Source organism: Methylobacterium phyllostachyos (assembly GCF_900103445.1).
In the GTDB taxonomy this organism is placed as follows: Bacteria; Pseudomonadota; Alphaproteobacteria; order Rhizobiales; family Beijerinckiaceae; genus Methylobacterium; species Methylobacterium phyllostachyos.
This window is the reverse complement of sequence record NZ_FNHS01000017.1, coordinates 72698-94937: the sequence shown is the minus strand read 5'-3', so window position 1 is coordinate 94937 and position 22240 is coordinate 72698. Positions and strand designations below refer to the sequence as shown.

Sequence of the window (22240 nt, the reverse complement as noted above, 5' to 3'; positions counted from 1 at the left end):
CTTGACGGGTAAGGCCGTCATCCGGACATCCCCGTGTCGAAGCCCATCAGCGACTACGCCCTCATCGGCGACACCCATTCCTGCGCGCTGATCGACCGCGACGGCTCGATCGACTGGCTGTGCTGGCCGCGCCACGATTCGCCGGCCCTGTTCGTGAAGCTCCTCGACGACGAGAAGGGCGGCGCGTGCAGCGTGACGTTCGGGGATCTCACCGGGACGGTGCGGCGCTACCTGCCCGACACCAACATCCTCGAGACGACCTTCACCACGCGAACCGGACAGGCGCGCCTGGTGGACGTGATGCCGATCAATCCGCCGAGTCCCGAGCCCGAGGAGGGCCCGGATGGCGAGGGTGAAAGCCGGTTGATCCGCATGCTGACCTGCGAGGACGGAAGCGTGACGGGCGTGTTCCGGGTGCGGCCGACCTTTGATTACGCGCGCCGCCCCTGCAGGCCCAGCACCGAAGGTCCCTCCGTGCTGTTCGAGGCGACCGATTGGCGGCTGCGGGTCAATGCCCATCCGCAGCCGGTCCTGGCGGGGGACGTCGCCGAGATCAGGTTCAGCCTGTCGGAGGGCGAGACCGCCTACCTCGTCCTGACCCACGGGGAGGATCAGCAGGACGCCGCCATCGACGATTTCGCCGGCGCCCAGCGACGGCTCCAGACGACAGAGGATTATTGGCGGCGCTGGTGTGCGCGCAGCACCTATCGCGGTGCCTATCGCGACGCGGTCATGCGCTCGGCCCTATGCCTGAAGCTGCTGACCTATTCCCCGTCCGGCGGCATCGTGGCCGCGGCGACCGCGGGCCTGCCGGAGGCGGTCCCGGGCAACCGGAACTACGATTACCGCTTCGCCTGGATGCGCGACGCGTCCTTCACAGTGACCGCCTTCGTGATGCTCGGCTACGTGCGCGAGGCCGCCGAGTTCCTGCGCTTCCTGCGCGAGCGGGACGGTACCTATGGCCGCGAGACGCGGCTGATGTACGGGATCGCCGACCACATGCCGCCTGAGGAGGAACTCGACCACCTCGCCGGCTGGAACGGCGTCGGCCCCGTGGTGATCGGCAACCTCGCCGAGGCGCAGGACCAGCACGATATCTACGGCGAATTACTGCGCGCCCTGTGCATCTTCCTGGAAGCCGTCGACTACGACCCGCCCGAGAAGGTCAACGACCGCCTTCCGGAGGTGCTGAACAATCTCACCGCCCGCGCGATCCGACACCGGCACGACGCGGATAACGGAATCTGGGAACTTCGAACGGGGCCGCGCCAGCAGGTGCACACCAAGGCGATGATCTGGGTGGCGCTGACCGATGCGGCCCGGATCGCCCGCAACATCGAGGGCATCCCGGACGAGACGATTGCGGAATGGGAGCGGATCGCCGCGGAGGTCCGGGCCGAGTATCTCGACAGGGGATGGAGCGAGGAGAAGCAGGCCTATACCGGAGCCTACGGTTCGCACCATCTCGACGCCGCCGTATTGCGTGTGGCGCTGTTCGGGGCGCTGGATCCGAGGGACCCGCGTACGCGCTCGACCCTCGCTGCCGTGGAGCGGGAGCTCGGCGAGGGCGACCTGATCTATCGCTACCGCATGGATGACGGCCTTCAGGGCGACGAGGGCACGTTCACGGCCTGTGCCTTCTGGCGGGTCGGCTGCCTCGCCCTCGATGGGCGGACCGCGGAAGCGAAGGCTGCCTTCGAGCGGCTGCTCGCCCGCGGCAACGATCTCGGCCTGTTCGCCGAGGAGATCGACCCCGCCACCGGCGAGCAACGCGGGAACACGCCGCAGGGCTTTTCCCACATGGCGCTGATCAACGCCGCCCTGCGCCTGGAAGACACGATCGCGCGCTTCGGGCTCACCGAGGCGGCGGATGCGGTGGCGCGCAAGGCCGCCGAGTAGGCGGCCCCCGACGACGGGTCTCGCTCAGGCGGCGATCTTCGCCTTGTCGGATCCGCTGACGGCATCCGGCTTCGCGGCGAGGCCGTGACTGACGCGGAAATGGTCGAGCAGGCTGTCGCCGAGACCGTCCAGCACGGCCTCGGTCGCGGCCTTGGCCTGCATATCCACCGCCGGCTCTTCGGTCCTGTACCAAGCCAGGATCTGTTCCGGCAGCGCATCGAGGATGGCGCCGACCGGGTTATGCGGTTCGGCGGTCGCATCAAGCGCGACGGCGACCTCGGGAGCGTCGGCCGATGGCGCGAAGACCGTTCGGCGCTGGCTCTCCAGGGCGGCGCGCCAAGCCGCATCCGCCGCCTGCGCGTTGCGGCGTGCGGTCTCGCGGGCCATTGCCTCCGCCGCGATGGCGCGGGCGACCTCGCGGGCCTCGTCGCGGGCGGCTTCGGCTTCGTAGCGGTTCAGGAGCACGAGGACCGGCTGCATCCCGGCGCCCGGCTGGCTGTTGCAGGCGTCGATGGCGCGCTCGATGATGCCCCGGGACAAGCCTGCAGAGGGGACGGGGGTGGACCGGCGGGCCATGTCCTCCAGGGCCGCCAGGGCGGCCTGGAGGGCCGGAAGCAAGGCATCCGGAAGGCCCGCCCGCTGATGCAGGTCGACAAAGCTCCGTGGGTCGCGCAAGGCACGGGCCACTCCGGCATGATCCTGGCCGGACAGGTCGGACAGGGCAGCGACGGCGAAGTCGGTCCGCCCCGACAGGACGGCGCGCAGGATCAGGCCGGCGGTGAGCTGCTGGGTCGTGCGCAGATGCGCAACGAGGCGCGCGATTCCCGCCGCCCCGAACCCTTCGCAGGCTTCGAGCGCCACCCGCTCCCCGGCCTCCCGGCGCAGCCGGTCGCACCGCTCGGTGCCGAGCCAGCCGCGGTTGGTGACGAATCCCGACAGGGCCTGTGCCACCGCGAGGCCGATTGCGTGGCGGACTTCGGGGGGCAGGTCGGCCCGGGCGAGCAGGGCTTCCCGCAGCGGGGCTTCGGCGCCGCAGCGTTCGAGCATGCGCAGCATCCGGCCGGCCGTGATCTTCGCGGTCGGGTTGCGGGCAAGCACCACCAGCGTGTCGGCCTCGGCGATCTCGGCCAGCGCCCCCGAGACCGCATGCGACAGGTGGTGGCGGGCGGCGATCACCGCACGCGTCGTCTCGTCACCGAGGGCTGCCGCATCCACGAGGTCGGCGTCGGTCAGCACTGGCGAACGCGCCAGGACCAGCCGCGCCACCTCGGGGACGTCGCAGGCGAGCGCCACCACCAGAGGACGCGGAGTCCGTGCGGAGGCCGCACAGGTCTCGGCCAGCGCCCGGCGGACCAAGGGCGAGGGATCGTCCAGCAGAGTGAGGAGCGCGGTCTTGGCTTCCCAGGCCTGATCCGCCGACAAATTGCCGTACAGATACGCCCGCGTCAGCACCGCGGTGGCCTCGGCGCGGCGGCTCGCGGAGGCGTTCTGCGTCCAGGCCAAGAAATCGCGGATGATCATGGACCGCTCCGGGGTGCGAACAGGCTGTTCCTGACGCCGGCCGCGGAGGGCGCCGCGGCGAACTCCGCCGGGCGTCGCGGCGGCAGGGGTGGGTTGACGACGGCGTTGCCGGGCGGCGTCGTGGCGAGCGCGCCCGTCACGGCCGGGTCGGGCATCGCCGCAGCGGACGGCGGGGGCTCGGATGTCGTGCGCGGGAAGTAGGTCGGCGCATCATGCGCGGCCGGCTGCGTGGCGTTGCGCATCTGCCAGAGCTTGGCTGCCGCGTCCGAGACCGCCCCGCGCTGATCCGTCTGAAACAGGCTGCGCAGGTCGCTGGTGCCGCCGAAAGCCGCTGCCGCGCTCGCATAGGCCGTGACCGCCTGCGGCGGTGCCGTCGAATCTTGGCGCAGGCTGGTCAGGTCCGTGGCGGCAGCGCCCTGCGCGGCTGCCGACAGGCTGGCATAGAGTTCCGCTGCGCTGCGCGGGCGGCCGGCTCGGTCGTAGAACAGCGCGCGGTTGGCGGCGGCCGCCTCCGGCAGGTCGAGGGCAGCGGCCCGCGCCGGGAAGGCGCGGGCGGTCCCGATCAGCGCGGCCGCGCCTTTGGCCCCGAGCACGTGGGCGGCGTAGAGGTCGCCCGCGGTCGGCTCGCGGCCCAGCGATCCGGTCAGCGCCTCGGCGTTCTGCTGGGTCAGGGCGCCGGCCAGGACCGCCGAGACCTTCGGATCCCGGCGCAGATCGAGGATCGCCTGCCGCTGCCCCGCATCGGGGACGACGTAGCTGCCGTCCGGCTGTCGGGTGATGGCATCGGCCTGGGCCTGGAGGCCGAGCTTGGGCCCAGCGTTCTTCATCACGCTGAGCCAGGTCTGCTCGATGAATTGGAACAGCCCCGTCGCGGACGAGGTCCCGGCCTTGGCCGCGGGGTCGAGGGCTGATTCCCGCCGCGCCGTCGCGAGCAGGTAATCGAACCCGACCCCGCTCGCCATCGCCCCGTCGCGGATCGCCTGCACCACCGGTCCGGAGGCAGCCGTCCCCGGCGTCACCCGCACCTGGGGCGGCGGGCTCTCCGGTGGGCCGGACGGGGTGGTGAACAGGAACATCCGGGCATGCACGGAAACCGAAGACAGCCGGAATCTGCGCCCGCTATGGTAAACAACTCCTCAAGGAGGCCCGGGGCCGTGCGTCCGTTTTCAGGACCCCGAGAACTCGCCTGCCCCTTTCGGCCGGCGCATCTGGAAGCGCGTCTCCGGCGTGGCTTGGAAGTAGTCGAAATAACCGCCGCGCATGATCGGGTGCATCGCCCCGGTATCGACCATCCCATCTTTCACGTAGGCCTCATCGACGTAGATCGAAACGACCTGCCCGATGACCAGGAAGTTCTCGGCCTCGCCGCCTTCGAGCGGGACCAGCGGCACGGTCTGCAGCCACCGGCATTCCAGGGCGGCCGGCGAGGCTGCGACCCGGGGCGGACGCACCTTCCGGGAGGGGGCGGTCGCGAGGTTGGCGAAGGCGAACTCGCTCTCCCCACGCGGCAGCGGCGCCGAAGAATCGTTCATGCCGTCGCGCAAATCCCAGGTGGCGAGGCTGCACACGAACGCTGCCCCCTCCTCCGCGAAGGTCATCGCATCCTTGCGGCCGGAGGATGAGAAGGCGACCATGTTGTCCGCCACCGCGTTGAAGAACGAGTAGGGCGCCAGATTCAGCTTGCCGTCGCGGCTCATGGCGCTGATCCAGCCGATCGGCCGGGGCGCCACGATCGCCTTGAGCGGGTTGTGCGGGAGGGCGCGCGCCTCCCGCGGAACGTCGAGATCGTAGTGCACCAGCCGCCCTCCCAGGCGCCGCCGCTCCGGCCTCAGGGCTGCCCGGCGGCGACGCAGACGGGTCCTTAACGCAGGACCTCGACCGATCGACACCGCATCGGGCGACAACCCAGCAGCGATGACGCGAATCGCACCTTCAACGACGCTTATAGATAGGTGACGATCTCATCGAGCGCCGGGCGCGGCCGGTCGGAGGGTACCTCACGGGCCCGGCCGATATGGACGAAGCCCGCGAGCTTCTCCGATGGGGCAAGGCCCAGCGCGTCGAGGACGCGGCGATCGTAGGCGAACCACTCCGTCAACCAGGAGGTCGCGAACCCGGCCGCGTTCGCGGCGATCACGAGGTTCATGGTGGCGGCCCCCACGGAGAGCACCTGCTCCCATTCGGGGATCTTCACGTGAGGACCCGCCCGCGACACCACCGCCACCACGGTGGGAGCATGCGTCAGCCGGCCACGCTCCTGCGCGAGGCGCTCGGGCGTCGCCTCGGGGTTGTCGGCCGCGAAGGCCGCCACGATCGTTTCGCCGACCCGTTCCCGCGCCGCGCCGGTGATCACGAGGAAGCGCCAGGGCGCGAGTTTGCCATGATCGGGTACGCGGGAGGCCGCGGCCAGGATCGTGTCGAGCTGCGCCCGGTCCGGACCGGGCTCGTCCAGGAGCGGCGGCGGCACCGAGCGGCGGGTCTTCAGGAGATCGAGGGTGGCGGTCATGCGCTCTGTCCCGGTATCGCGTCGCAGGCCGGATGTGGCATGCGCGGGCCGTCGGTGGAAGGGCAGCCGTTGAACGCCTGGCCTTGTCGCCGCCATGGTCCGGATGCAGTGGCAGGGCGATCCGCCGATGGGCCGGCTCCGGTGCCGGGCGGCTGAGAAAGGTCTGAGCGATGCGCAGGGGGCTTGCCGCGACGGCGTTGGCGATTCTCGTCTCGGGAGCGATGCTCCCGGCCGCGCGCGCGCAGCAGGACGCGATCCAGAACCCGCTGGGCGGTCCCCTGCCCTCGCCGTCGATCACGACGCCGAACCTGCCGCCCGCCCTCCCCTCCGTGGAGCCGGACGCCCCGCTGGCTCTCTCCGCGCTCCTGTCGGGCCCCGGGGTGCCGTTACGTCAGGGCCTCGCATGGCGGATCTACGAGGATCGCGGCGACGGCACACGACCCTCGATCGTGGCGCGCTCCGCTGAGGCCGAGCCGCGCTTCACGCTGGCCCCCGGCACCTACGTGGCGACCGTGACCTACGGCTTCGCCAGCGCGTCGAAGCGGATCGTCATGGCGGGGCAGCCCACCACCGAGACGTTGCGGGTCGCGGCCGGCGCCCTGAAGCTGGCGGGTGCCGTCGGCGACCAGAAGATCCCCCCCGCCGAGGTGTCGTTCTCGGTCTTCGTACCGGTCGGGACCAATTCGGAGGGCCGGCTCGTGCGTGCCGGCATCAAAACCGGCGAATTGCTGCGGCTGCCTGAAGGCACCTACCATGTGGTCTCGACCTACGGGGAATCGAACGCGATCCAGCGCGCGGATCTGCGCGTCGAGAACGGTAAGGTGACGGAGGCGACCCTCAATCACCGCGCGGCCACCGTGACCCTCAAGCTCGTGGCCGCGCCGGGAGCGGAGGCGTTTGCCGGTACTGCGTTTTCGGTGCTCACACCCGGCGGCGACACGATCCGCGAGGCGATCGGCGCCTTCCCGCAGGTCACCCTCGCCGAGGGCGACTACGTGCTGATCGCCCGCCACGACGGGCAGGTCTATACACGCGAGTTCAAGGTCGAGAGCGGGCTCGATCGGGATATCGAAGTCGTGGCCAAGTCGGGCTGAACGCGGCTCCAGGCCAGGCCACGCCTCAAGCGAAGCGCCGGGCGAGCGCTACGCAGAGTGCCACGGCTGCTGCGGCACCGATCATGGCAGGCTCAATTCGCTCGCCCAGCACGAGGGCGGCCACGCCGAGCCCGAGGAATGGTTGCAGCAACTGGAGCTGCCCGATCGCCGCGATCCCGCCCCGGGCGAGCGCCCGGTACCAGAACACGAACCCGATCAGCATGCTGAACAGCGCCACGTAGGCGAGGCCCGCCCAGGCGGGCATCGGGATCGCCGCGGGATCGGCCGGGCTCAGGACCAGCGCCAGGGGCAGGCTCACCGGCAGCGACAGGACCGTCGCCCAGGCGATCACCTGCCAGCCGCCGAGCCGCCGCGCCAGGACGCCGCCCTCGGCATAGCCGAGGCCGCAAACGAGGATCGCAGCGAGCATGAGGGCGTCACCGGGGCCCGGCGGCGCGTCGAGGCCCTGGGCCGCGAAGCCGACTGTGACCAACGCGCCGCAGAGCGACAGCAGCCAGAAGGCGGGTGATGGCCGCTCGCCTGAGCGAAGGGCACCGAAAAACGCCGTCGCAAGGGGAAGCAGGCCGACGAAGACCGTCCCGTGCGCGGCGCTGACGGAGCGCAACGCCAAAGCGGTGAGCAGTGGGAAGCCCACCACCACACCGGCCGCCACGATGGTGAGCGCCGGCAGGTCGCCGCGGCCCGGACGCCGCTCCCGGAACGACGCGAGTGCGGCCGCGCCCGCGAATCCCGCCAGGGCCGCACGCGCTGCGCTGAGGAACAGCGCGTCCATGCCGGTCAACGCGAGGCGCGTAGCCACCAGCGATGCGCTGAAGATGAGGACGCCGATCAGCCCGTCGATCCAGGGGCCGGCGCCGTTGGCCTGCACGTCCGTTATCCGAGCCGCCTGTTCCGCCACGTCTGCCTCCCGCCCAGGCCATCGGCGTGCCATCGTGACAGCGCGGGTGCCAGGGACGCCGACATGTCGGACGGCCGATCTGTCCTCTGGTCCGATCAGTACAGTCGCCAGCGCGGCGCCGGTGTCCGACGGTTCCATGTTCCGCCGTTTAACATTTCCGTGCCCCGTCGGAACGAAGCTGCACGCAACAGGCTTACCAGCCACCCGTTTCGGGCTGCTGGAGATTCTGATGCGTCGCCTCGTCCTTGCTACCCTCGCCGCCGTCGCCCTGGCCGGGCCGGCCCTCGCTGCCAATGAGGCGCCGCCGACCGTCGCGCCGAAGTTCGAGTCGGTCCCGCAGGACGCGGTCCTGAGCTACAACCTGATCGGGCTCAACATCACCGACGCGCAGAACAACACCGTCGGTGAGATCAAGGATCTCGTGATCGATCACGACAAGCTCACCGGCTACATCGTCTCGGTCGGCGGCTTCCTCGGCATGGGCGAGCACTACGTCGCGGTCACCCCGGGATCCATCGCGCTCGGCTACGACGCCAACGCCAAGAAGTGGAAGGCGATCATCGGCGCCACCAAGGACCAGCTGAAGGCAGCTCCCGAGTTCAAGTACGACGGCAAGTTCAAGCGCTAAGTATCTCCCGGCTGTCCCCGCTCGTAACGCGGGAGGGGACGGCCACCTGGCGCCGGGGTCGCGCTTCTGCACGCCACGCGGACGATACGGCCACCGTCGCGGCGACGATGCGATCCGTCCAGGCTGAGACGGACGGTGACGCGGCCGACCTCAGACGTGGCCCTCAAGCGCCTCGCGCGCCATACGGGCAACGACCGCGTCGCGCTTTGCCTGTCTCAAAATGATACGCGCCGCCGCCCGCGCGTTGGCCGCACGGAGTTCAGCCTGCGGGCCACCGCTCCGCAGGGCTCGCCACGCCAGGGCGCGGAACCACTTGGCGTTAGCGAGGGCGGCCGCACGGCGGCTGATCGGACCACCGACATCGAGCGGCTTCTCAAGTGTAACGGACGCCATTGGCTCAATCCTGGACTGCGATCCACCGCTTGTCCGCTCAAGAGACAAGAAATGGCTATGCCTGGCCACTTGGGCAATAGTGATGCCGCTATTAACGTTCTGACGGATCGCGAAAATCCCGCATCCCCAAAATGCGGTAGGTCGGGCTGTCGGTGCCGCCCGGTACCGTCGTGGAACCGGATACCCGCGCGGGAACGACGGTGGCTTGGCGGCGATTGCCGGTAGCGGAACATCAGGCAGCAGCAGGGGCCAGACGTTTGCGGCGGGGCGCCTCGTGACGACGATCTTCGATGCCCATACCTTCGCCCTTACCGCGCATGCGGGTCAGCTCGACAAGAGTGGCGAACCTTGCATGCGGCACCTGGAACGCGTCGCCAATGCCGCCCTCGCTCGCGCCGGCCATGCCCGCCTCGTCGATGGGCTCGATATCGATCCGATGCAGATCATGCAGGCAGCCTTGCTTCACGATGTGCTGGAGGACACCCCGCGCACTGCGGCAGACCTGCGCGCAGCGGGGTTCGCGCCTGACATCGTCCGGACCGTGACGATCCTCACGAAGCCCCAATCCCGGACTGCTTACTCCGAACGAATCACCACGCTGATCGAGACCGGTGATCTTGCCGCGTTCCTCGTGAAGATGTCCGACACTGAGGACAATCTTTCACCCGCCCGGATCCCGCCCTCCGCGCCCTTCCTGCGCGAGCGCTACACCCTCGCGTTCGCGCGCCTTCGGGCGGCCGCGGCGGCCTCCGGTTACACGGGCCGCTGAGACGGCCGGAACCGCGGGTTCGCCGTCCGGTTGGCCAAGGATCCGAGACGGCTCCTATCCGACGCGGGACGCAACGGCCGGCCGGTCCTTCGGATCAGGTTCGTCCCATTCTGGTCGTCGGGTGGGACAACGCAATCTGCGGCCCGTGCATTCCGGACGGACCGCCGGCGATCCCGGGGCGTGTGCGCCGAGCGACAGGACAGGGCATCCTCATGAGCACGTCGAAGAAGAACCCGGCTGCCGATCGGCATCACGGTGGGCCGGGGAGCAGTCACCAGGACGCATCGAAGCCGCAGGCGGCGCATCACGACGGTCCCGAGCCCGGCGCGCCGACGAACGATGCGAAGTCGCACGTGTCCGGCGGCGGCGGGGAACGGGACAGTCATCACACGCACAGCGGCAAGGGCCGCGCGCCGGACCGGACCGACCGGTCGCATTGAGGGAGCAGCGTCGCCCCATAGGCCTACCGTGCGCGACGGCGGGCGAGGCGGGAACATCTCTCGGCGCGTAGGGTAGATCGAATGGCGCACGAGATGATCGCGTGACGAGGATACTCGCTTGAGACAGGCCAACCCGCAATCGACCGCCCAGGTCGCCGGACATCCGATTCACGCGATGCTGGTCCCGATCCCGGTTGTCTGCTTCGTCGGGACGCTGGTGACCGACATCGCCTACTGGATCACCGCCAACATGCAGTGGGCGAATTTTTCCGCGTGGCTGCTGAGCGTCGGACTCATCGTGTCGGCGCTGGCCGTTCTGGCGGGCCTGATCGATTTCTTCGGAGACCGCCGGATCCGGGAGATCCGGACGGCCTGGATCCACGCGGCCGGCAATGCCGTGGCTCTGGCGCTCAGCATCGTCAACGTGTTCGTTCACAGCCGCGATGCCTACACGTCGGTGGTGCCGACCGGGCTCGTTCTGTCGGCCATGGTGGTGCTGATCCTGGGTGTGACCGGGTGGCTCGGGGCGAGTTTGGTGCATCGCCACGGAGTGGGCGTCGAAGTGGGAGAGCGGACATGATCCCGGGCCGGGCGGTTCTCGCCACCACCCTCCTCCTGCCCCTCTGCGCCTGTGGGCCGGATCCGATCGATCCCCGGACGCAGATCGGGCCGAACCCGCCGCTGCCGGAGCCGTATCAATATCTGCTCCCGCCGATGCACGTCTCCAGCGCCGTCGGCTGGAAGGAGGGCGAGACCCCGCAGGTCTCCGCGGGGCTTCAGGTGAAAGCGCTGGCCACGGGGCTGAAGAATCCCCGCTCGATCCTGGTCCTGCCGAACGGCGACATCCTCGTCGCGGAGAGTGGCGGCCCGACGCCGCCAATCAATCGGCCGAAAGAGATCATCATGGGTTGGCTGGAGCGAAAGTCTCATTCCTCCGAGACGCCCGGCCAACGCATCACCCTGTTGCGGGATGCCGATGGCGATGGCGTGCCGGAACAGCGCTCCGTGCTCCTCGACAAGCAGAACTCGCCCTTCGGCATGGCCCTGGTCGGGGACGACCTCTACGTCGCCGAGACCGATGCGGTGATGCGCTACCCCTACAAGGCCGGCGAGACCAAGATCACGGAGCCCGGCGTCAAGCTGACCGAGTTGCCGGCGGGGCACATCAACCATCACTGGACGAAGAGCCTGACCGCCAGCCCGGATGGGACCAAGCTCTATGCGGGCGTCGGATCGAACAGCAACATCACCGAGAACGGGATCGACGAGGAGAAGGATCGCGCGGCGATCTGGGAGATCGATCGGGCGACCGGCGCGCACCGCCTCTACGCCACCGGTCTGCGCAACCCGAACGGCCTGACCTTCGAGCCGCAGACCAAGACGCTCTGGTGCGTGGTCAACGAGCGCGACGAGCTCGGCCCGGATCTCGTACCCGACTACATGACCTCGGTGAAGGATGGTGGCTTCTACGGCTGGCCCTACAGCTACTGGGGCCAGCACGTCGATCCGCGGGTGATGCCGCAGCGGCCCGAGATGGTCGCTTCGGCGATCATGCCCGATTACGCCCTCAGCTCTCACGTGGCCCCGCTGGGGATGACCTTCTACACCGGGACCGCCCTCCCCCAGGCCTATCAGGGGGGTGCGTTCGTGGGTGAGCATGGAAGCTGGGACCGCAACCCGCTGAACGGCTACAAGGTCGTCTACGTCCCGTTCGAGAACGGAAAGCCGTCCGGCAAGGCCCAGGACGTGGTGACCGGTTTCGTGACCGACGCGCATGAAGCCCACGGACGGCCGGTCGGCCTCGCCGTCGACAGTCACGGCGGCCTTCTCATCGCCGACGATGCTGGGGGCACCGTCTGGCGCGTCACCGGCGCGAGTTCTCAATCGCAGGCCGGGTCGAACCCGATCCTCCGCTGACGCTACCTGAGAGGCGCGCCATGACGATCTCGACCCGCTCCCCGGCCTCGATCAGCGACGAGGGGCGCCACGCGCGCGACCGCGGCGATCCGGTCACCGCCAATCCTTACCCGCCCGATACGGATGCGCATCGCATCTGGGCGCGCGGTTACCGGATGCCCGACGCGGAAGCGCAAGTGACCACCCGCGAAGTGGGTGCTCCCGGCGACGTTGGCTGACCGGGACGCCCGCCTCAGAACAGGGATAGCAGCGCGACGCCGCCAACCATCAGGAGGCCGCCGAGGATCCGCCAGGGTCCGGCGGCGTGGCGCGTGAAGCCGAGCCAGCCGTAATGATCGAGGAGCAGGGACGTGACGATCGCGGCCGTCACCGTGATGCCGGTGAACACGGCGGCGCCCAGACGTTCGGCCAGCAGGATCATCGCCAGGACGTAGGCACCGCCCATCGCACCGCCGAGCCACGCCCACCAGGGCACGCTCGCGAGCCGGTTGCCACCGGGCCAGCCGAGCCCGAGGAACGGTGCGGCCAGCAGGTAGACTGCCGCGTTGGTGGCCGCCACGATCAGGGCCGCGAGGATCGGCTGGCCGAGCGCCTTGTTCAGGCTCGCGTTGGCACCTGTCTGCACGGTGTTGAGGATGCCGGCCGCAGCTGCCAGCAGGGCGATCAGGATCGTCATGCCTGCCTTGTCGCGACCGAGGGATCTTCCGATCCTGGGGTCCCCTGCCCAGGAACAGCCGCGCCGACGCAGGGTTCCCCAGGAGTCCGGCGGCGAACCGAAACCGGCTGTCGGCCTACGAGGGAGATACGCCATGAAACTCATGACCCTTGCTCTCGCCGGCCTGATCATGGCCGCTGCACCCGCCCTCGCCGCCGAAAGCGGCGGCGGCACGAGCCGATCCGGCACGGCCAACAGTACGGGTCCGAACGATGCCGGTTCGGGATCGACGCCCGGCGCGAAGGGCAGCGGACCATCGACCGGGTCGATGAGCCGCTCGGGGACCACCAACAGCACGGGCGCCAACGATGCGGGATCCGGCTCGAAGCCGGGGCCCAACGGCCGCTGACGCGGCGTTTCTATACCGACAATCCAGGTGTGGTGCCCTGCCCGGGAGCTTCCGGGCAGGGCCGGACGAGGGCGGACCAGCGCCGTGCTCACCTGCCGTCAGCACCGTAGCCCGTGGGTCTGCCGTGGGAGCCGTACCCTCCGAGAAGCCGACACAGCGGAAGCTGCCGTGGAAGCCGTATGCTGCGGCGCCGGTCGGGGCCAGACGAGCGCCGCCAGCACGGCCTTTGATGCGCGTGCGAGGCGCTTCATGCCAGCATCTTCGGGCCGTGGGTTTGTCCCGGACATGCGTGGCAGGCGCGGCCGATCCCGCGTCCCGATCACATCCCGCGCCGCAGCTCGTCATTCTGCGCGGAACGGGACCGGTCGGAGGACCGTTCCCGCGTGACGAACGCGCAACACGGAGGGATCATGTCGCACTGGAAACGTGTCGCGGGCCTCGGGCTCCTGATCCTTGGGCTGGCCGCCTGTGACGATAAGCAGGCGCAGAACAACACACCTACGAAGCCGGATGCGCAGAAGCTGGAGCCGCAGACGGATCAATCCGCCCCGAGCAGCCAGAAGCATTAGCGAAATACCGGCGGACCGGGGCGATCCGACTCGGTATCCGGCGCTTGGGCACAGGGCCTGGAACGCATCGGACAGCCCGTCCGGTGCGTCGTGACCGGGTCGGCGATCACTCAGAAATCTCCGGCCGCACCGGCCACGCGATCTCCCGACGCATCGCCAACTCGCACGGTTTGATTGACGACGCAGTCCCGGATGGCGTCCAGACCGTCCTAACTGTCAGTCCCTGGGCGCCGTTGCGCGGCGATGCCGCGGATGCGCCGAATCCGGGTCAGCATCGACCGCGATCAGACGAAATGCATCGGCAGGGCCCGGTCGAGCATCTCGGCATAGGTGCCGGCCAGAACAGCAACGGCGGCGGCGGCGGTAGCGGCGGCGACGGTGAGCCGGGTGGCGAGGGTCATGGCGTGTCTCCATCGGGTCCGCGGTAATGTTCGCGGCATGTCTCGGATGTAAGCTCAAGCTTCCAGAATTGGCGTGTCCTGGCACACGATCCTTGCGGAGCGGATTTACCGTCGGCGGTGGGGCCTGAAGCTGTCTCGATTGCGCACCATGGCTGGCTGTGAGCAGCGTCCGCTCCAGATGCGCCCGGCCTACCCTCCGGCGTCGCAGATCGCCTTCGCGCGATGTTCTTCAAGTTTAAGGCGATCCATGGTGGCATCCTGACCCCGGACCGATACGCGCCGGTCTTCACAGGCGGCGACGTGCCCGTCACCCGTTCTATCGGGCCGCTGGAGCGGCTCGGCCCGCAGCGGGTGCCCGGCAGCCCACCGTGTGTCGACACATCAAGCTCGGCGGCTGGGTTGACGTTGATATGGCGATTGGCGCGATGCCGACTGGTATTCGTTAGGTGAGGAACTGGACATGAGGACGATTCCCGCCCTGACGTGCTGTCTCGGCGCCGCGTTTGCGACCCTCGGGCTGTGGCACGCCATGCCCGGCACCGCTGCCCGGGCTGGCGAGCTCGCCTTGGCGCCATTGATCTCGGCGGACGACATCGCAGCGCAGGGCGGCGACGGTATCGCGCGGATCGAGTTTCAGCCGGGCACGCCCCCGGCGCCCCTCGTCGCGCCATCCTTTACCGGGATGGCCCAGGCGCAGGGTCTGACGATCACCCCTCCCGCCGGCCAGAGTTACGGTTTCATCCTCAATCAGACCCTCTCGGGCACGTCCTCGAAGGCGGTCTCCGGATCCTACCTCGGCGTCACCGACACGGGCCGGTTCTCTTCGGCCGCCACAACCATCGCGTGGAACCAGGCCCACACGATCTCCGGCGTGTCCGGCCACCGCACCTCCTATGCGCTGACGACGACGTTCAGCGGGGCCGACGACGGCACGACGCCCAACCCGTACTATGTGGCGTTCATCCCCACGATGAACGTCACGGCCGGGGACAACGGCACGCACGCGCGCGGCAGCCTTACCTACGCCAGTGGGCGCGGCGCCTACTTCGCGACCAATCCGATCCTGAAGGCGAGCCACGCGCCGAACCTCCAGGAACTCTCCAACACCGAGATGAACATCGGATGCGATGCGACGTGCTCGGTGGCTTACAAAAGCATCCTGTCGCTGGTCTCACTGAGCGGAGACAAAACACCCGGTACAATCAAAGACGACATGCTGACCTTCAGCGCCAACGCAGGCGCGGTCGGCTTCAAGTATGTGATCAACGTCTCGGGTGCGCATGGCCAGGTTCCGTTCAACGCCGGCTCGACGATCCTCAAGGCGGCAGGCGGCACGCTTCTCAACGGTATCGATTTATCCGGCCTGACGATTACGGGAAACACCTTCGCGTCCCCGGGCTTCACCGTGACCGGCACCGGCACCGTCCTGGCGAACTACCTCTATACGAGCGCGAACAGCATTCAGATCGGCGCATCGAAGACACCCGCCTCCTCGACGGCTGCCTGTGCGGCCGGCCAGATCTCCTGGGATGCCGGCCACATCTACGTCTGCGTCGCCACCAACACCTGGAAGCGCTCGGCCCTCGCGACCTGGTAGGTCGCGCCCTCAGAGCACCGGCTGCTCGCTAACGCAGCCCATTTGGCCGAAGAGCTACCTGGCCTATCGATCGAGCGCAGGTTCGGGAACACCTCACCGATCTAGTGCCTCGTGGCGGCGACGTGGGCGGCGATCTGTACGCACGCCCTGGCCTTCCTGTAATCCGTCAACGCGAGGCGCACCGGCACGGCCGGGGGCGTTCGACCGTTCGCGCGTCCGCCGGATGGCACGCCGTGCATGGCCTCCTGAAGCGTGCTGATGCTGGGCTTAGGCTTGACCGAGGCCGTAGCGCGTCGCCTTAAGCCGTCGGGCGACCGCTTCCTGATGCGCCAAACGTTCGGCTCAGTCTGAGAATCCGCCTGGATCCATCGAGGCTCGGCCGCCTGGACGGATGTCAAAAAACCATCCGGCATCATGGTCCCCACGGCCGAGGCTCGTGACGCCGTCGATCCCGTCTACCGCGCTGGGTTGGGCTTTGGCCTCTCCCACACCGGGGGCTTTGCGGCCTCAGGCATTCAGGCGGGATGAACGCCAAAATGACCCCGCTGCTCTGCGCCGCGGAGTATGCCCAACCGGAACCGATTTATGTGAAACGCCACGAGGGCTAAGTCTTGGTGGGCGCACTAGGGTTCGAACCTAGGACCCGCTGATTAAGAGTCAGCTGCTCTACCAACTGAGCTATGCGCCCGATCGCGTCTGCGACCCACCCCGGCGGCCACCAAGTCCGTCTGGGGTGGCGGGCTGATACCAACGGGGCCGGGGGCTGTCCACCCCCAGCCGCAATTTTTCTCATTCCGCCGCCGCATGCTGCGCATGCACGCGCACCGCGTGGGCCGACAGCTTGTTCAGTGCGGAGAGATACGCCTTTGCCGAGGCGACCAACGTGTCCGGGTCGGCGCCGCGGGCGGTGACGCTGCGCTCGCCGTCCCGCAGCCGCACCGAGACCTCGGCCTGCGCATCCGTCCCGCCCGTCACCGCGTGGACCTGATAGAGTTCCAGCTGCGCCTGATGCGGCACCAGCGCCGAGATCGCGTTGAACACCGCGTCCACCGGCCCGTTGCCGTCAGCTTCCTCGATCCGCGTGCCGGTCTCGTCGGCGATGCGCAGCGTCGCGCGCTGCGGGCCCCGGGTGCCGGCAATCACCGACAGGGAGACCAGCCGGATCCGATCGTGGGCCGTGGCGAGGTTCTCGTCCACCAGCGCCGCGATATCCTCGTCGTAGACGTGCTTCTTGCGGTCGGCGAGCGCCTTGAACCGCTCGAACGCGTCCTGGAACTGGTTGTCCGACAGGTGCAGGCCGAGATCTTCCAGCTTGGAGCGGAAGGCCGCCCGGCCGGAATGCTTCCCCATCACCAGAGAGGTCTTGGTCAGCCCGACCGAGGCCGGCGTCATGATCTCGTAGGTCTCGGCGTTCTTGAGCATGCCGTCCTGATGGATGCCGCTCTCATGCGCGAAGGCGTTGCGGCCGACGATCGCTTTGTTGAACTGCACCGGGAAGTTCGTAGCATGGCTCACGAGCTTCGAGGCACGGGTCAGCATGGTCGATTCGACGCCGGTCTCGTAGGGCAGCACGTCGGCGCGGGTGCGCAGCGCCATCACGATCTCTTCGAGCGCCGCGTTGCCGGCCCGCTCGCCGATGCCGTTGATGGTGCATTCCACCTGCCGGGCGCCCCCTTCGATGCCGGCCAGCGAGTTGGCGATCGCCAGCCCCAGGTCGTCATGGCAGTGAACCGAGAACACCGCCTTGTCGGCGTTCGGCACCCGCTCGCGGACGCTCGCGAACATGTCGCGGTATTCGGAGGGCGTGGCGTAGCCCACCGTATCGGGCAGGTTGATCGTCGTGGCGCCGGCCTTGATGGCGGCCTCGACGCAGCGGCACAGGTAGTCGATCGGCGTGCGGGTGGCGTCCATGGCCGACCATTCCACGTCCTCCACGAGGTCGCGGGCCTGGGCCACGGTCTTCAGGATGATCTCGACAACCTCGTCCTGGCTCTTGCGCATCTGGTGGGCGAGGTGGATCGGCGAGGTCGACACGAAGGTGTGGATCCGCGCGCGCTTGGCGTGCCGCACGGCCTCGCCCGCCCGGGCAATGTCGGCCGGGATCGCGCGGGCGAGGCCCGCGATGGTGGCGCGCTTGGTGCGCTTGGCGATCTCCGACACGGCCTCGAAATCGCCGATGGAGGCGATCGGGAAGCCGGCCTCGATGATATCGACGCCCATCGTATCGAGGAGTTCGGCCACCGCCAGTTTCTCGTCGAACGTCATGGTGGCGCCGGGGCATTGCTCGCCGTCGCGCAACGTGGTGTCGAAGATCAGGATGCGGTCGCGGGCGGTGGTGCTGGTCGAATCGGTCGTCGAAGTCATGGTCTTACCCTGTCGCGGGCCGCCCGGCGTATGGCGCGGCGCGGCGTGATGCCCAGGCGGGCGGGTTCGCGAAGTTGGAACAATCCCCTGAAGGCCCAGGCGCGCGCCCGGACGGCCCTCAGGGGCGGGTAAGCAGAAGCGGAAGGCGAAGCCCGGCGCGGCGCGCACGCGACCGCGGCGCCGTCGCGGCGGCCTTGGCGGTCTCGGTCGCTGAGCCGGCTCTGGCCAAGGCTCGTCTCTCCCGGTCGGGCGCGGACGGCATGGGGCAGCATCCGCGCGGTGGGTCGGAGACGTAGCGCCCGGCCGTCCGAAACACAAGAGCGGCCACGCGCTCGGCTGACGGAGCGCCTTGCCAATGGCCGTCCCGCCTCGATAAAGCCGCCGGCACGTCGAGACCCAACCCGCGAGACCACCATGGCCAGCTACAAGCTCCTGCTCCTCCCCGGCGACGGGATCGGCCCGGAGGTGGCGGGCGGCCTGCAGGTCGTGCTGGATGCCCTCAAGGAGACCGGCCTCGCGACCTTCGAGACCGAGACCGACCTCGTCGGAGGCTGCGCGCTGGATGCGCACGGCGTCCCGCTCTCGGATGAGACCCTGTCCCGCGCGAAGGCCGCCGATGCGATCCTGCTCGGGGCCGTCGGCGGTCCGAAATGGGCCGGCGTCGCTTACGAGAACCGCCCCGAGGCGGGCCTGCTGCGCCTGCGCAAGGATCTCGACCTGTTCGCCAACCTCCGCCCGGCGATCTGCTACCCGGCGCTGGCCGAGGCCTCGGCCCTGAAGCGCGAGCTGGTCGAGGGGCTCGACATCATGATCGTGCGCGAGCTCACTGGCGGTGTCTATTTCGGCGAGCCGAAGGAGATCACGACGCTGCCGGACGGCTCCAAGCGGGCTGTGGATACGCAGGTCTACACGACGGGGGAGATCGAGCGGATCGCCCGGGTCGCCTTCGACCTCGCGGGCAAGCGCTCGGGCCGGGTCGCCTCCGCCGAGAAGCACAACGTGATGAAGTCCGGCGTGCTCTGGAAGGAGGTCGTCACCAAGCTTCACGCCGAGCATTACGCCGACATCCAGCTCGAGCACATCCTGGCCGACAACTGCGCCATGCAGCTCGTGCGCCGGCCGAAGCAGTTCGACGTGCTGGTGACCGACAACCTGTTCGGCGACGTGCTGTCCGACCTCGCCGCGATGCTCACCGGGTCGCTCGGCATGCTGCCCTCGGCCTCGCTGGGCGCCGTGGATGACAGCGGCCTGCGCCGGGCGCTCTACGAGCCGTGCCACGGCTCGGCGCCGGACATCGCCGGTCAGGACAAGGCCAACCCGATCGCCATGATCGGCTCGCTGACCATGTGCCTGCGCTACTCCTTCGGCCTGGGCGACGCGGCCGACGCGCTGGACGGGGCGATCACGGACGCGCTCGCGAGCGGCGCGCGCACGGCCGACATCGCCGGCGCGAGCGCGAACCCGATGGGCACCCGGGCGATGGCGTCGGCTGTCGCGGATGCGCTCAGGGCCCGAATCGGCTGAAACCGCTCCCGTCTTTGCGAGCACAGCGAAGGAACCCAGGGTCGCGCTACGCTCATCAAGGGCGCGCTACCCTGGGTTGCTTCGCGGCGCTCGTGATCACGGCGTGGACCAATCACCCGGTGTCACCAACGCGATGCGAAGGGCAGCCCGTCCCCAGCCGCGTGTTTGGACGCATGGCGGACGCGCGCGCGCTTCGCTAAGACGCGCCCATCGAGAAGTGGGAGTGTCATGACGGTCGAAGACGGGGCGTCCGAGCGCGCGAGCGCGGATTTCGGCTTCGAGCGCGTCGCGCTCGACGAGAAGCAGGGGCGCGTCGACAGCGTCTTCCACTCGGTGGCCCACCGCTACGACATCATGAACGACCTGATGTCGGCTGGCCTCCACCGGGCCTGGAAGGCGCAGCTCGTCTCGATGTTGCGGCCGCCCCAAACCCGGGCCTTCGCGCATCTCGACGTGGCCGGCGGCACGGGCGACGTGGCGTTCCGAGTCCTGGCTGCGGGCGGTCCCCGCACCCGGGTGACGGTGCTGGACATCAACGAATCGATGCTGCGGGTCGGCGCCGAGCGCGCGCGGGATCGCAAGATCGATGAGGCCGGCGAGCGGATCGCCTTCGTCACCGGGAATGCCGAGACCCTGCCGCTGCCGGACGCATCGTTCGATGCCTACACGATCGCGTTCGGCATCCGGAACGTGCCGCGAATCGAGACGGCACTGGCGGAGGCGCGGCGGGTGCTGAAGCCCGGCGGGCGCTTCCTCTGCCTCGAATTCTCGGCCGTCGATATCCCGCTGCTCGACCGGATCTACGATGCCTATTCGTTCAACGTGATCCCGCGGATCGGCGCCCGCGTGGCGGGAGATGCCGAGTCGTATCGCTACCTCGTCGAATCCATCCGGAAGTTTCCGACGCGCGGCGCCTTCGCCGGCATGATCGAGCGCGCCGGCTTCCGGCATGTCACCGACCGGCCGCTCTCCGGCGGGATCGTGGCGATCCATTCGGGCTGGAAGGTCTCCTGATCTTGATCCCTACGCGCGCCCCCTTCCCCCTTTGCGGGGGAGGGAAAGGTCGGCCATGATTAGCGCCGCTATCAACCTCTTCCGCGGCGTCAAGGTCGGCTTCGTGCTGGCCCGGGAGGGGGCGCTCGCCTTCGCCGATCCCTCGGAGCTTCCGGCGCATCTGCGGTTCGCCCTGCGGATCGGCCGCACCCTGGAGAAGCCCGGCCGCAGCGATGGCGCGGTCGGGCTGTCGGCGGCGATGACCCGGCTCGGACCGTCCTACGTGAAGTTCGGCCAGTTCCTCGCAACTCGGCCCGACATCGTCGGCATGCGGGCGGCCTTCGACCTCGAGAAGCTGCAGGATCGGGTACCCCCCTTCCCGCAGGAGACGGCCCTGCGCGTGGTCGAGGCGGCGCTCGGCAAGCCGGTGAACCAGCTGTTCCTGTCGTTCAGCGAGCCGATCGCGGCGGCCTCGATCGCGCAGGTCCACAAGGCGGTGGTGCAGGACGCCGACGGCACGCAACGTACGCTCGCCGTCAAGGTGATGCGGCCCGGGGTGCGCGAGCGCTTCATGCGCGACCTGGAGGTGATGCGGTTCATGGCCCGGGTGGTCCATGCCCTGTCTCCGCACGCCGAGCGACTGCGGCCCCGGGAGGTCGTGGAGATCCTGGCCCGCTCCGTCCTCATGGAGATGGATTTCCGCTTGGAGGCGGCCGCGGCCTCGGAGATCGCGGAGAACACCAAGAACGACCTCGATTTCCGCGTGCCCAAGCCCGAATGGGAGCTGACCGCCCGCGAGGTGCTCTCGGCGGAATGGATTGAGGGGACGCGCCTGCACAGCGCCGCGGAACTGGCCGCGAAGGGCCACGATCCGCAGGCGATCGGCCGGACCGTGATCCAGAGCTTCCTCCGGCAGGCCATCCGGGACGGCTTCTTCCACGCCGACATGCACCAGGGCAATTTGCTGGTCGACGCCGAGGGCCGGCTGGTGGCGGTGGATTTCGGCATCATGGGCCGGCTCGGGCCGAACGAGCGCCGGTTCCTCGCCGAGATCCTGCTCGGTTTCATCCTGCGCGATTATCGTCGGGTGGCGAAGGTGCATTTCGAGGCGGGCTACGTACCGGCCCACCATTCCGTCGAGGATTTCGCGCAGGCGATTCGGGCGATCGGCGAGCCGATCCACCAGCGCCGGGCCGATGAGATATCGATGGCGAAGGTGCTGACGCTGCTCTTCGACATCACCGCCCTGTTCGACATGAGCACCCGCACCGAGCTGGTGATGCTCCAGAAGACCATGGTGGTTGTGGAAGGCGTTGCTCGGTCCCTCGATCCGCGGCTCGATATGTGGACCACGGCCGAGCCGGTCGTGCGGGCCTGGATCGCCCGGAACATGGGACCTCTCGGCCGGGCGCAGAGCGGCCTTGAGACGCTGCGGGTCGTCTCCGACGTCGTTGGCGACATCCCAGACCTCGCCACGCGATTGAGGCGCGTGCTGGTTCGCCTCGATGAGGCTGGCACAGGCGATGCCCGCCGGTTGGAGGGGCTCGCCCGGGACGAGCGCCTCCGCGCGATCTGGTCGACCCTCGCGCTCTGGGGCATCGCCATCGGAGCGCTGGTGCTGGCCTTCCGGGCCCTCTGAGCC

At 69.0% G+C, this 22240-nt stretch carries 22 protein-coding genes and 1 tRNA gene; 14 read left to right on the top strand and 9 right to left on the bottom strand.

The features are described 5' to 3' along the window. Positions 1-33: 33 nt before the first annotated feature. Positions 34-1899 carry a glycoside hydrolase family 15 protein gene (locus BLQ49_RS23905; RefSeq protein ID WP_091720686.1) on the top strand — a complete coding sequence of 622 codons (1866 nt, stop codon included), beginning with the start codon at positions 34-36 and terminating at the stop codon, positions 1897-1899. A gap of 24 nt (positions 1900-1923) precedes the next feature. Here BLQ49_RS23905 and BLQ49_RS23900 read toward each other — a convergent pair whose 3' ends face one another. The 4 genes from BLQ49_RS23900 to BLQ49_RS23885 all read right to left on the bottom strand — a co-directional run bounded on the left by BLQ49_RS23900 (position 1924) and on the right by BLQ49_RS23885 (position 5926). Further along, on the bottom strand, positions 1924-3420 hold the full coding sequence (locus tag BLQ49_RS23900) for a DUF2336 domain-containing protein (RefSeq protein ID WP_091720684.1): 1497 nt from the start codon (positions 3418-3420) through the stop codon (positions 1924-1926). Next, entirely contained in the window at positions 3417-4496 is a 1080-nt protein-coding gene (locus BLQ49_RS23895; protein WP_091720681.1) for a lytic transglycosylase, read from the bottom strand. The genes BLQ49_RS23900 and BLQ49_RS23895 overlap by 4 nt, the downstream gene beginning before the upstream one ends. A gap of 90 nt (positions 4497-4586) precedes the next feature. After that, positions 4587-5216: a flavin reductase family protein gene (locus tag BLQ49_RS23890; RefSeq protein WP_091720679.1), complete on the bottom strand. Its 630-nt coding sequence runs from the start codon at positions 5214-5216 to the stop codon at positions 4587-4589. A 146-nt stretch (positions 5217-5362) separates the two neighbouring features. Beyond that, positions 5363-5926 carry a nitroreductase family protein gene (locus BLQ49_RS23885; protein WP_091720676.1) on the bottom strand — a complete coding sequence of 188 codons (564 nt, stop codon included), beginning with the start codon at positions 5924-5926 and terminating at the stop codon, positions 5363-5365. A gap of 170 nt (positions 5927-6096) precedes the next feature. Here BLQ49_RS23885 and BLQ49_RS23880 point away from each other — a divergent pair, with 170 nt between their 5' ends. Then, entirely contained in the window at positions 6097-7020 is a 924-nt protein-coding gene (locus tag BLQ49_RS23880) for a hypothetical protein (RefSeq protein WP_091720673.1), read from the top strand. A gap of 25 nt (positions 7021-7045) precedes the next feature. Here the strand turns inward: BLQ49_RS23880 and BLQ49_RS23875 are convergent, their stop codons facing one another. Then, on the bottom strand, positions 7046-7909 hold the full coding sequence (locus BLQ49_RS23875) for a DMT family transporter (protein WP_244507740.1): 864 nt from the start codon (positions 7907-7909) through the stop codon (positions 7046-7048). 259 nt (positions 7910-8168) lie between these two features. Here BLQ49_RS23875 and BLQ49_RS23870 point away from each other — a divergent pair, with 259 nt between their 5' ends. Then, positions 8169-8567: a PRC-barrel domain-containing protein gene (locus tag BLQ49_RS23870; protein WP_091720671.1), complete on the top strand. Its 399-nt coding sequence runs from the start codon at positions 8169-8171 to the stop codon at positions 8565-8567. Positions 8568-8717: 150 nt separating this feature from the next. On the opposite strand, the gene BLQ49_RS23865 is transcribed toward BLQ49_RS23870, so the two are convergent. Continuing rightward, complete coding sequence (locus BLQ49_RS23865; RefSeq protein ID WP_091720668.1) at positions 8718-8960, bottom strand: hypothetical protein; 243 nt, start codon at positions 8958-8960, stop codon at positions 8718-8720. Positions 8961-9234: 274 nt separating this feature from the next. On the opposite strand from BLQ49_RS23865, the gene BLQ49_RS23860 reads away from it, so the two are divergent. The 5 genes from BLQ49_RS23860 (at position 9235) to BLQ49_RS23840 (ending at position 12304) form a co-directional block, all read left to right on the top strand. Next, positions 9235-9729: an HD domain-containing protein gene (locus BLQ49_RS23860; RefSeq protein WP_091720665.1), complete on the top strand. Its 495-nt coding sequence runs from the start codon at positions 9235-9237 to the stop codon at positions 9727-9729. 212 nt (positions 9730-9941) lie between these two features. Further along, entirely contained in the window at positions 9942-10169 is a 228-nt protein-coding gene (locus BLQ49_RS23855; RefSeq protein ID WP_091720663.1) for a hypothetical protein, read from the top strand. Between the two features lie 175 nt (positions 10170-10344). Then, positions 10345-10749, top strand: a complete 405-nt coding sequence (locus tag BLQ49_RS23850) for a DUF2231 domain-containing protein (RefSeq protein WP_208859112.1) — start codon at positions 10345-10347, stop codon at positions 10747-10749. After that, on the top strand, positions 10746-12086 hold the full coding sequence (locus BLQ49_RS23845; RefSeq protein ID WP_091720658.1) for a PQQ-dependent sugar dehydrogenase: 1341 nt from the start codon (positions 10746-10748) through the stop codon (positions 12084-12086). Before BLQ49_RS23850 ends, BLQ49_RS23845 begins: the two co-directional genes overlap by 4 nt. A gap of 20 nt (positions 12087-12106) precedes the next feature. Then, a complete protein-coding gene (locus BLQ49_RS23840; protein WP_091720655.1) occupies positions 12107-12304 on the top strand; it encodes a ribosome modulation factor in 198 nt (65 codons plus the stop codon). Between the two features lie 14 nt (positions 12305-12318). On the opposite strand, the gene BLQ49_RS23835 is transcribed toward BLQ49_RS23840, so the two are convergent. Beyond that, positions 12319-12762, bottom strand: a complete 444-nt coding sequence (locus tag BLQ49_RS23835) for a DMT family transporter (protein ID WP_091720652.1) — start codon at positions 12760-12762, stop codon at positions 12319-12321. Between the two features lie 133 nt (positions 12763-12895). Between BLQ49_RS23835 and BLQ49_RS23830 the strand changes: the two genes are divergently transcribed. The 3 genes from BLQ49_RS23830 (at position 12896) to BLQ49_RS23820 (ending at position 15717) form a co-directional block, all read left to right on the top strand. Continuing rightward, positions 12896-13150: a hypothetical protein gene (locus BLQ49_RS23830; RefSeq protein ID WP_091720649.1), complete on the top strand. Its 255-nt coding sequence runs from the start codon at positions 12896-12898 to the stop codon at positions 13148-13150. Between the two features lie 383 nt (positions 13151-13533). Continuing rightward, positions 13534-13719 carry a hypothetical protein gene (locus BLQ49_RS29195; protein ID WP_143012308.1) on the top strand — a complete coding sequence of 62 codons (186 nt, stop codon included), beginning with the start codon at positions 13534-13536 and terminating at the stop codon, positions 13717-13719. Between the two features lie 861 nt (positions 13720-14580). Further along, positions 14581-15717: a hypothetical protein gene (locus BLQ49_RS23820; protein ID WP_091720647.1), complete on the top strand. Its 1137-nt coding sequence runs from the start codon at positions 14581-14583 to the stop codon at positions 15715-15717. A gap of 612 nt (positions 15718-16329) precedes the next feature. Here the strand turns inward: BLQ49_RS23820 and BLQ49_RS23810 are convergent. After that, positions 16330-16405 (bottom strand) — tRNA-Lys (locus BLQ49_RS23810). Between the two features lie 101 nt (positions 16406-16506). Next, complete coding sequence (locus BLQ49_RS23805; protein WP_091720641.1) at positions 16507-18081, bottom strand: 2-isopropylmalate synthase; 1575 nt, start codon at positions 18079-18081, stop codon at positions 16507-16509. Between the two features lie 414 nt (positions 18082-18495). Between BLQ49_RS23805 and leuB the strand changes: the two genes are divergently transcribed. From leuB to ubiB, 3 genes are all read left to right on the top strand, one after another. Further along, positions 18496-19605 (top strand): 3-isopropylmalate dehydrogenase, encoded by a 1110-nt coding sequence (gene leuB, locus BLQ49_RS23800; RefSeq protein WP_091720638.1) that lies wholly within the window; start codon positions 18496-18498, stop codon positions 19603-19605. Between the two features lie 228 nt (positions 19606-19833). Continuing rightward, positions 19834-20619 carry a bifunctional demethylmenaquinone methyltransferase/2-methoxy-6-polyprenyl-1,4-benzoquinol methylase UbiE gene (gene ubiE / locus BLQ49_RS23795; protein WP_091720636.1) on the top strand — a complete coding sequence of 262 codons (786 nt, stop codon included), beginning with the start codon at positions 19834-19836 and terminating at the stop codon, positions 20617-20619. Between the two features lie 55 nt (positions 20620-20674). Further along, positions 20675-22237, top strand: a complete 1563-nt coding sequence (gene ubiB, locus BLQ49_RS23790; protein ID WP_091720633.1) for a 2-polyprenylphenol 6-hydroxylase — start codon at positions 20675-20677, stop codon at positions 22235-22237. The last annotated feature ends 3 nt before the right edge of the window (positions 22238-22240 follow it).

Coding starts and splice junctions, on each gene's coding strand:
- BLQ49_RS23805 (WP_091720641.1), bottom strand. CDS start 18,081: ATGACTTCGACGACCGATTCGACCAGCACCACCGCCCGCGACCGCATC.
- BLQ49_RS23870 (WP_091720671.1), top strand. CDS start 8,169: ATGCGTCGCCTCGTCCTTGCTACCCTCGCCGCCGTCGCCCTGGCCGGG.
- BLQ49_RS23850 (WP_208859112.1), top strand. CDS start 10,345: ATGCTGGTCCCGATCCCGGTTGTCTGCTTCGTCGGGACGCTGGTGACC.
- ubiB (WP_091720633.1), top strand. CDS start 20,675: ATGATTAGCGCCGCTATCAACCTCTTCCGCGGCGTCAAGGTCGGCTTC.
- BLQ49_RS23900 (WP_091720684.1), bottom strand. CDS start 3,420: ATGATCATCCGCGATTTCTTGGCCTGGACGCAGAACGCCTCCGCGAGC.
- BLQ49_RS23840 (WP_091720655.1), top strand. CDS start 12,107: ATGACGATCTCGACCCGCTCCCCGGCCTCGATCAGCGACGAGGGGCGC.
- BLQ49_RS23845 (WP_091720658.1), top strand. CDS start 10,746: ATGATCCCGGGCCGGGCGGTTCTCGCCACCACCCTCCTCCTGCCCCTC.
- BLQ49_RS23865 (WP_091720668.1), bottom strand. CDS start 8,960: ATGGCGTCCGTTACACTTGAGAAGCCGCTCGATGTCGGTGGTCCGATC.
- BLQ49_RS23895 (WP_091720681.1), bottom strand. CDS start 4,496: ATGTTCCTGTTCACCACCCCGTCCGGCCCACCGGAGAGCCCGCCGCCC.
- BLQ49_RS23855 (WP_091720663.1), top strand. CDS start 9,942: ATGAGCACGTCGAAGAAGAACCCGGCTGCCGATCGGCATCACGGTGGG.
- BLQ49_RS23830 (WP_091720649.1), top strand. CDS start 12,896: ATGAAACTCATGACCCTTGCTCTCGCCGGCCTGATCATGGCCGCTGCA.
- leuB (WP_091720638.1), top strand. CDS start 18,496: ATGGCCAGCTACAAGCTCCTGCTCCTCCCCGGCGACGGGATCGGCCCG.
- BLQ49_RS23885 (WP_091720676.1), bottom strand. CDS start 5,926: ATGACCGCCACCCTCGATCTCCTGAAGACCCGCCGCTCGGTGCCGCCG.
- BLQ49_RS23835 (WP_091720652.1), bottom strand. CDS start 12,762: ATGACGATCCTGATCGCCCTGCTGGCAGCTGCGGCCGGCATCCTCAAC.
- BLQ49_RS23820 (WP_091720647.1), top strand. CDS start 14,581: ATGAGGACGATTCCCGCCCTGACGTGCTGTCTCGGCGCCGCGTTTGCG.
- BLQ49_RS23880 (WP_091720673.1), top strand. CDS start 6,097: ATGCGCAGGGGGCTTGCCGCGACGGCGTTGGCGATTCTCGTCTCGGGA.
- ubiE (WP_091720636.1), top strand. CDS start 19,834: ATGACGGTCGAAGACGGGGCGTCCGAGCGCGCGAGCGCGGATTTCGGC.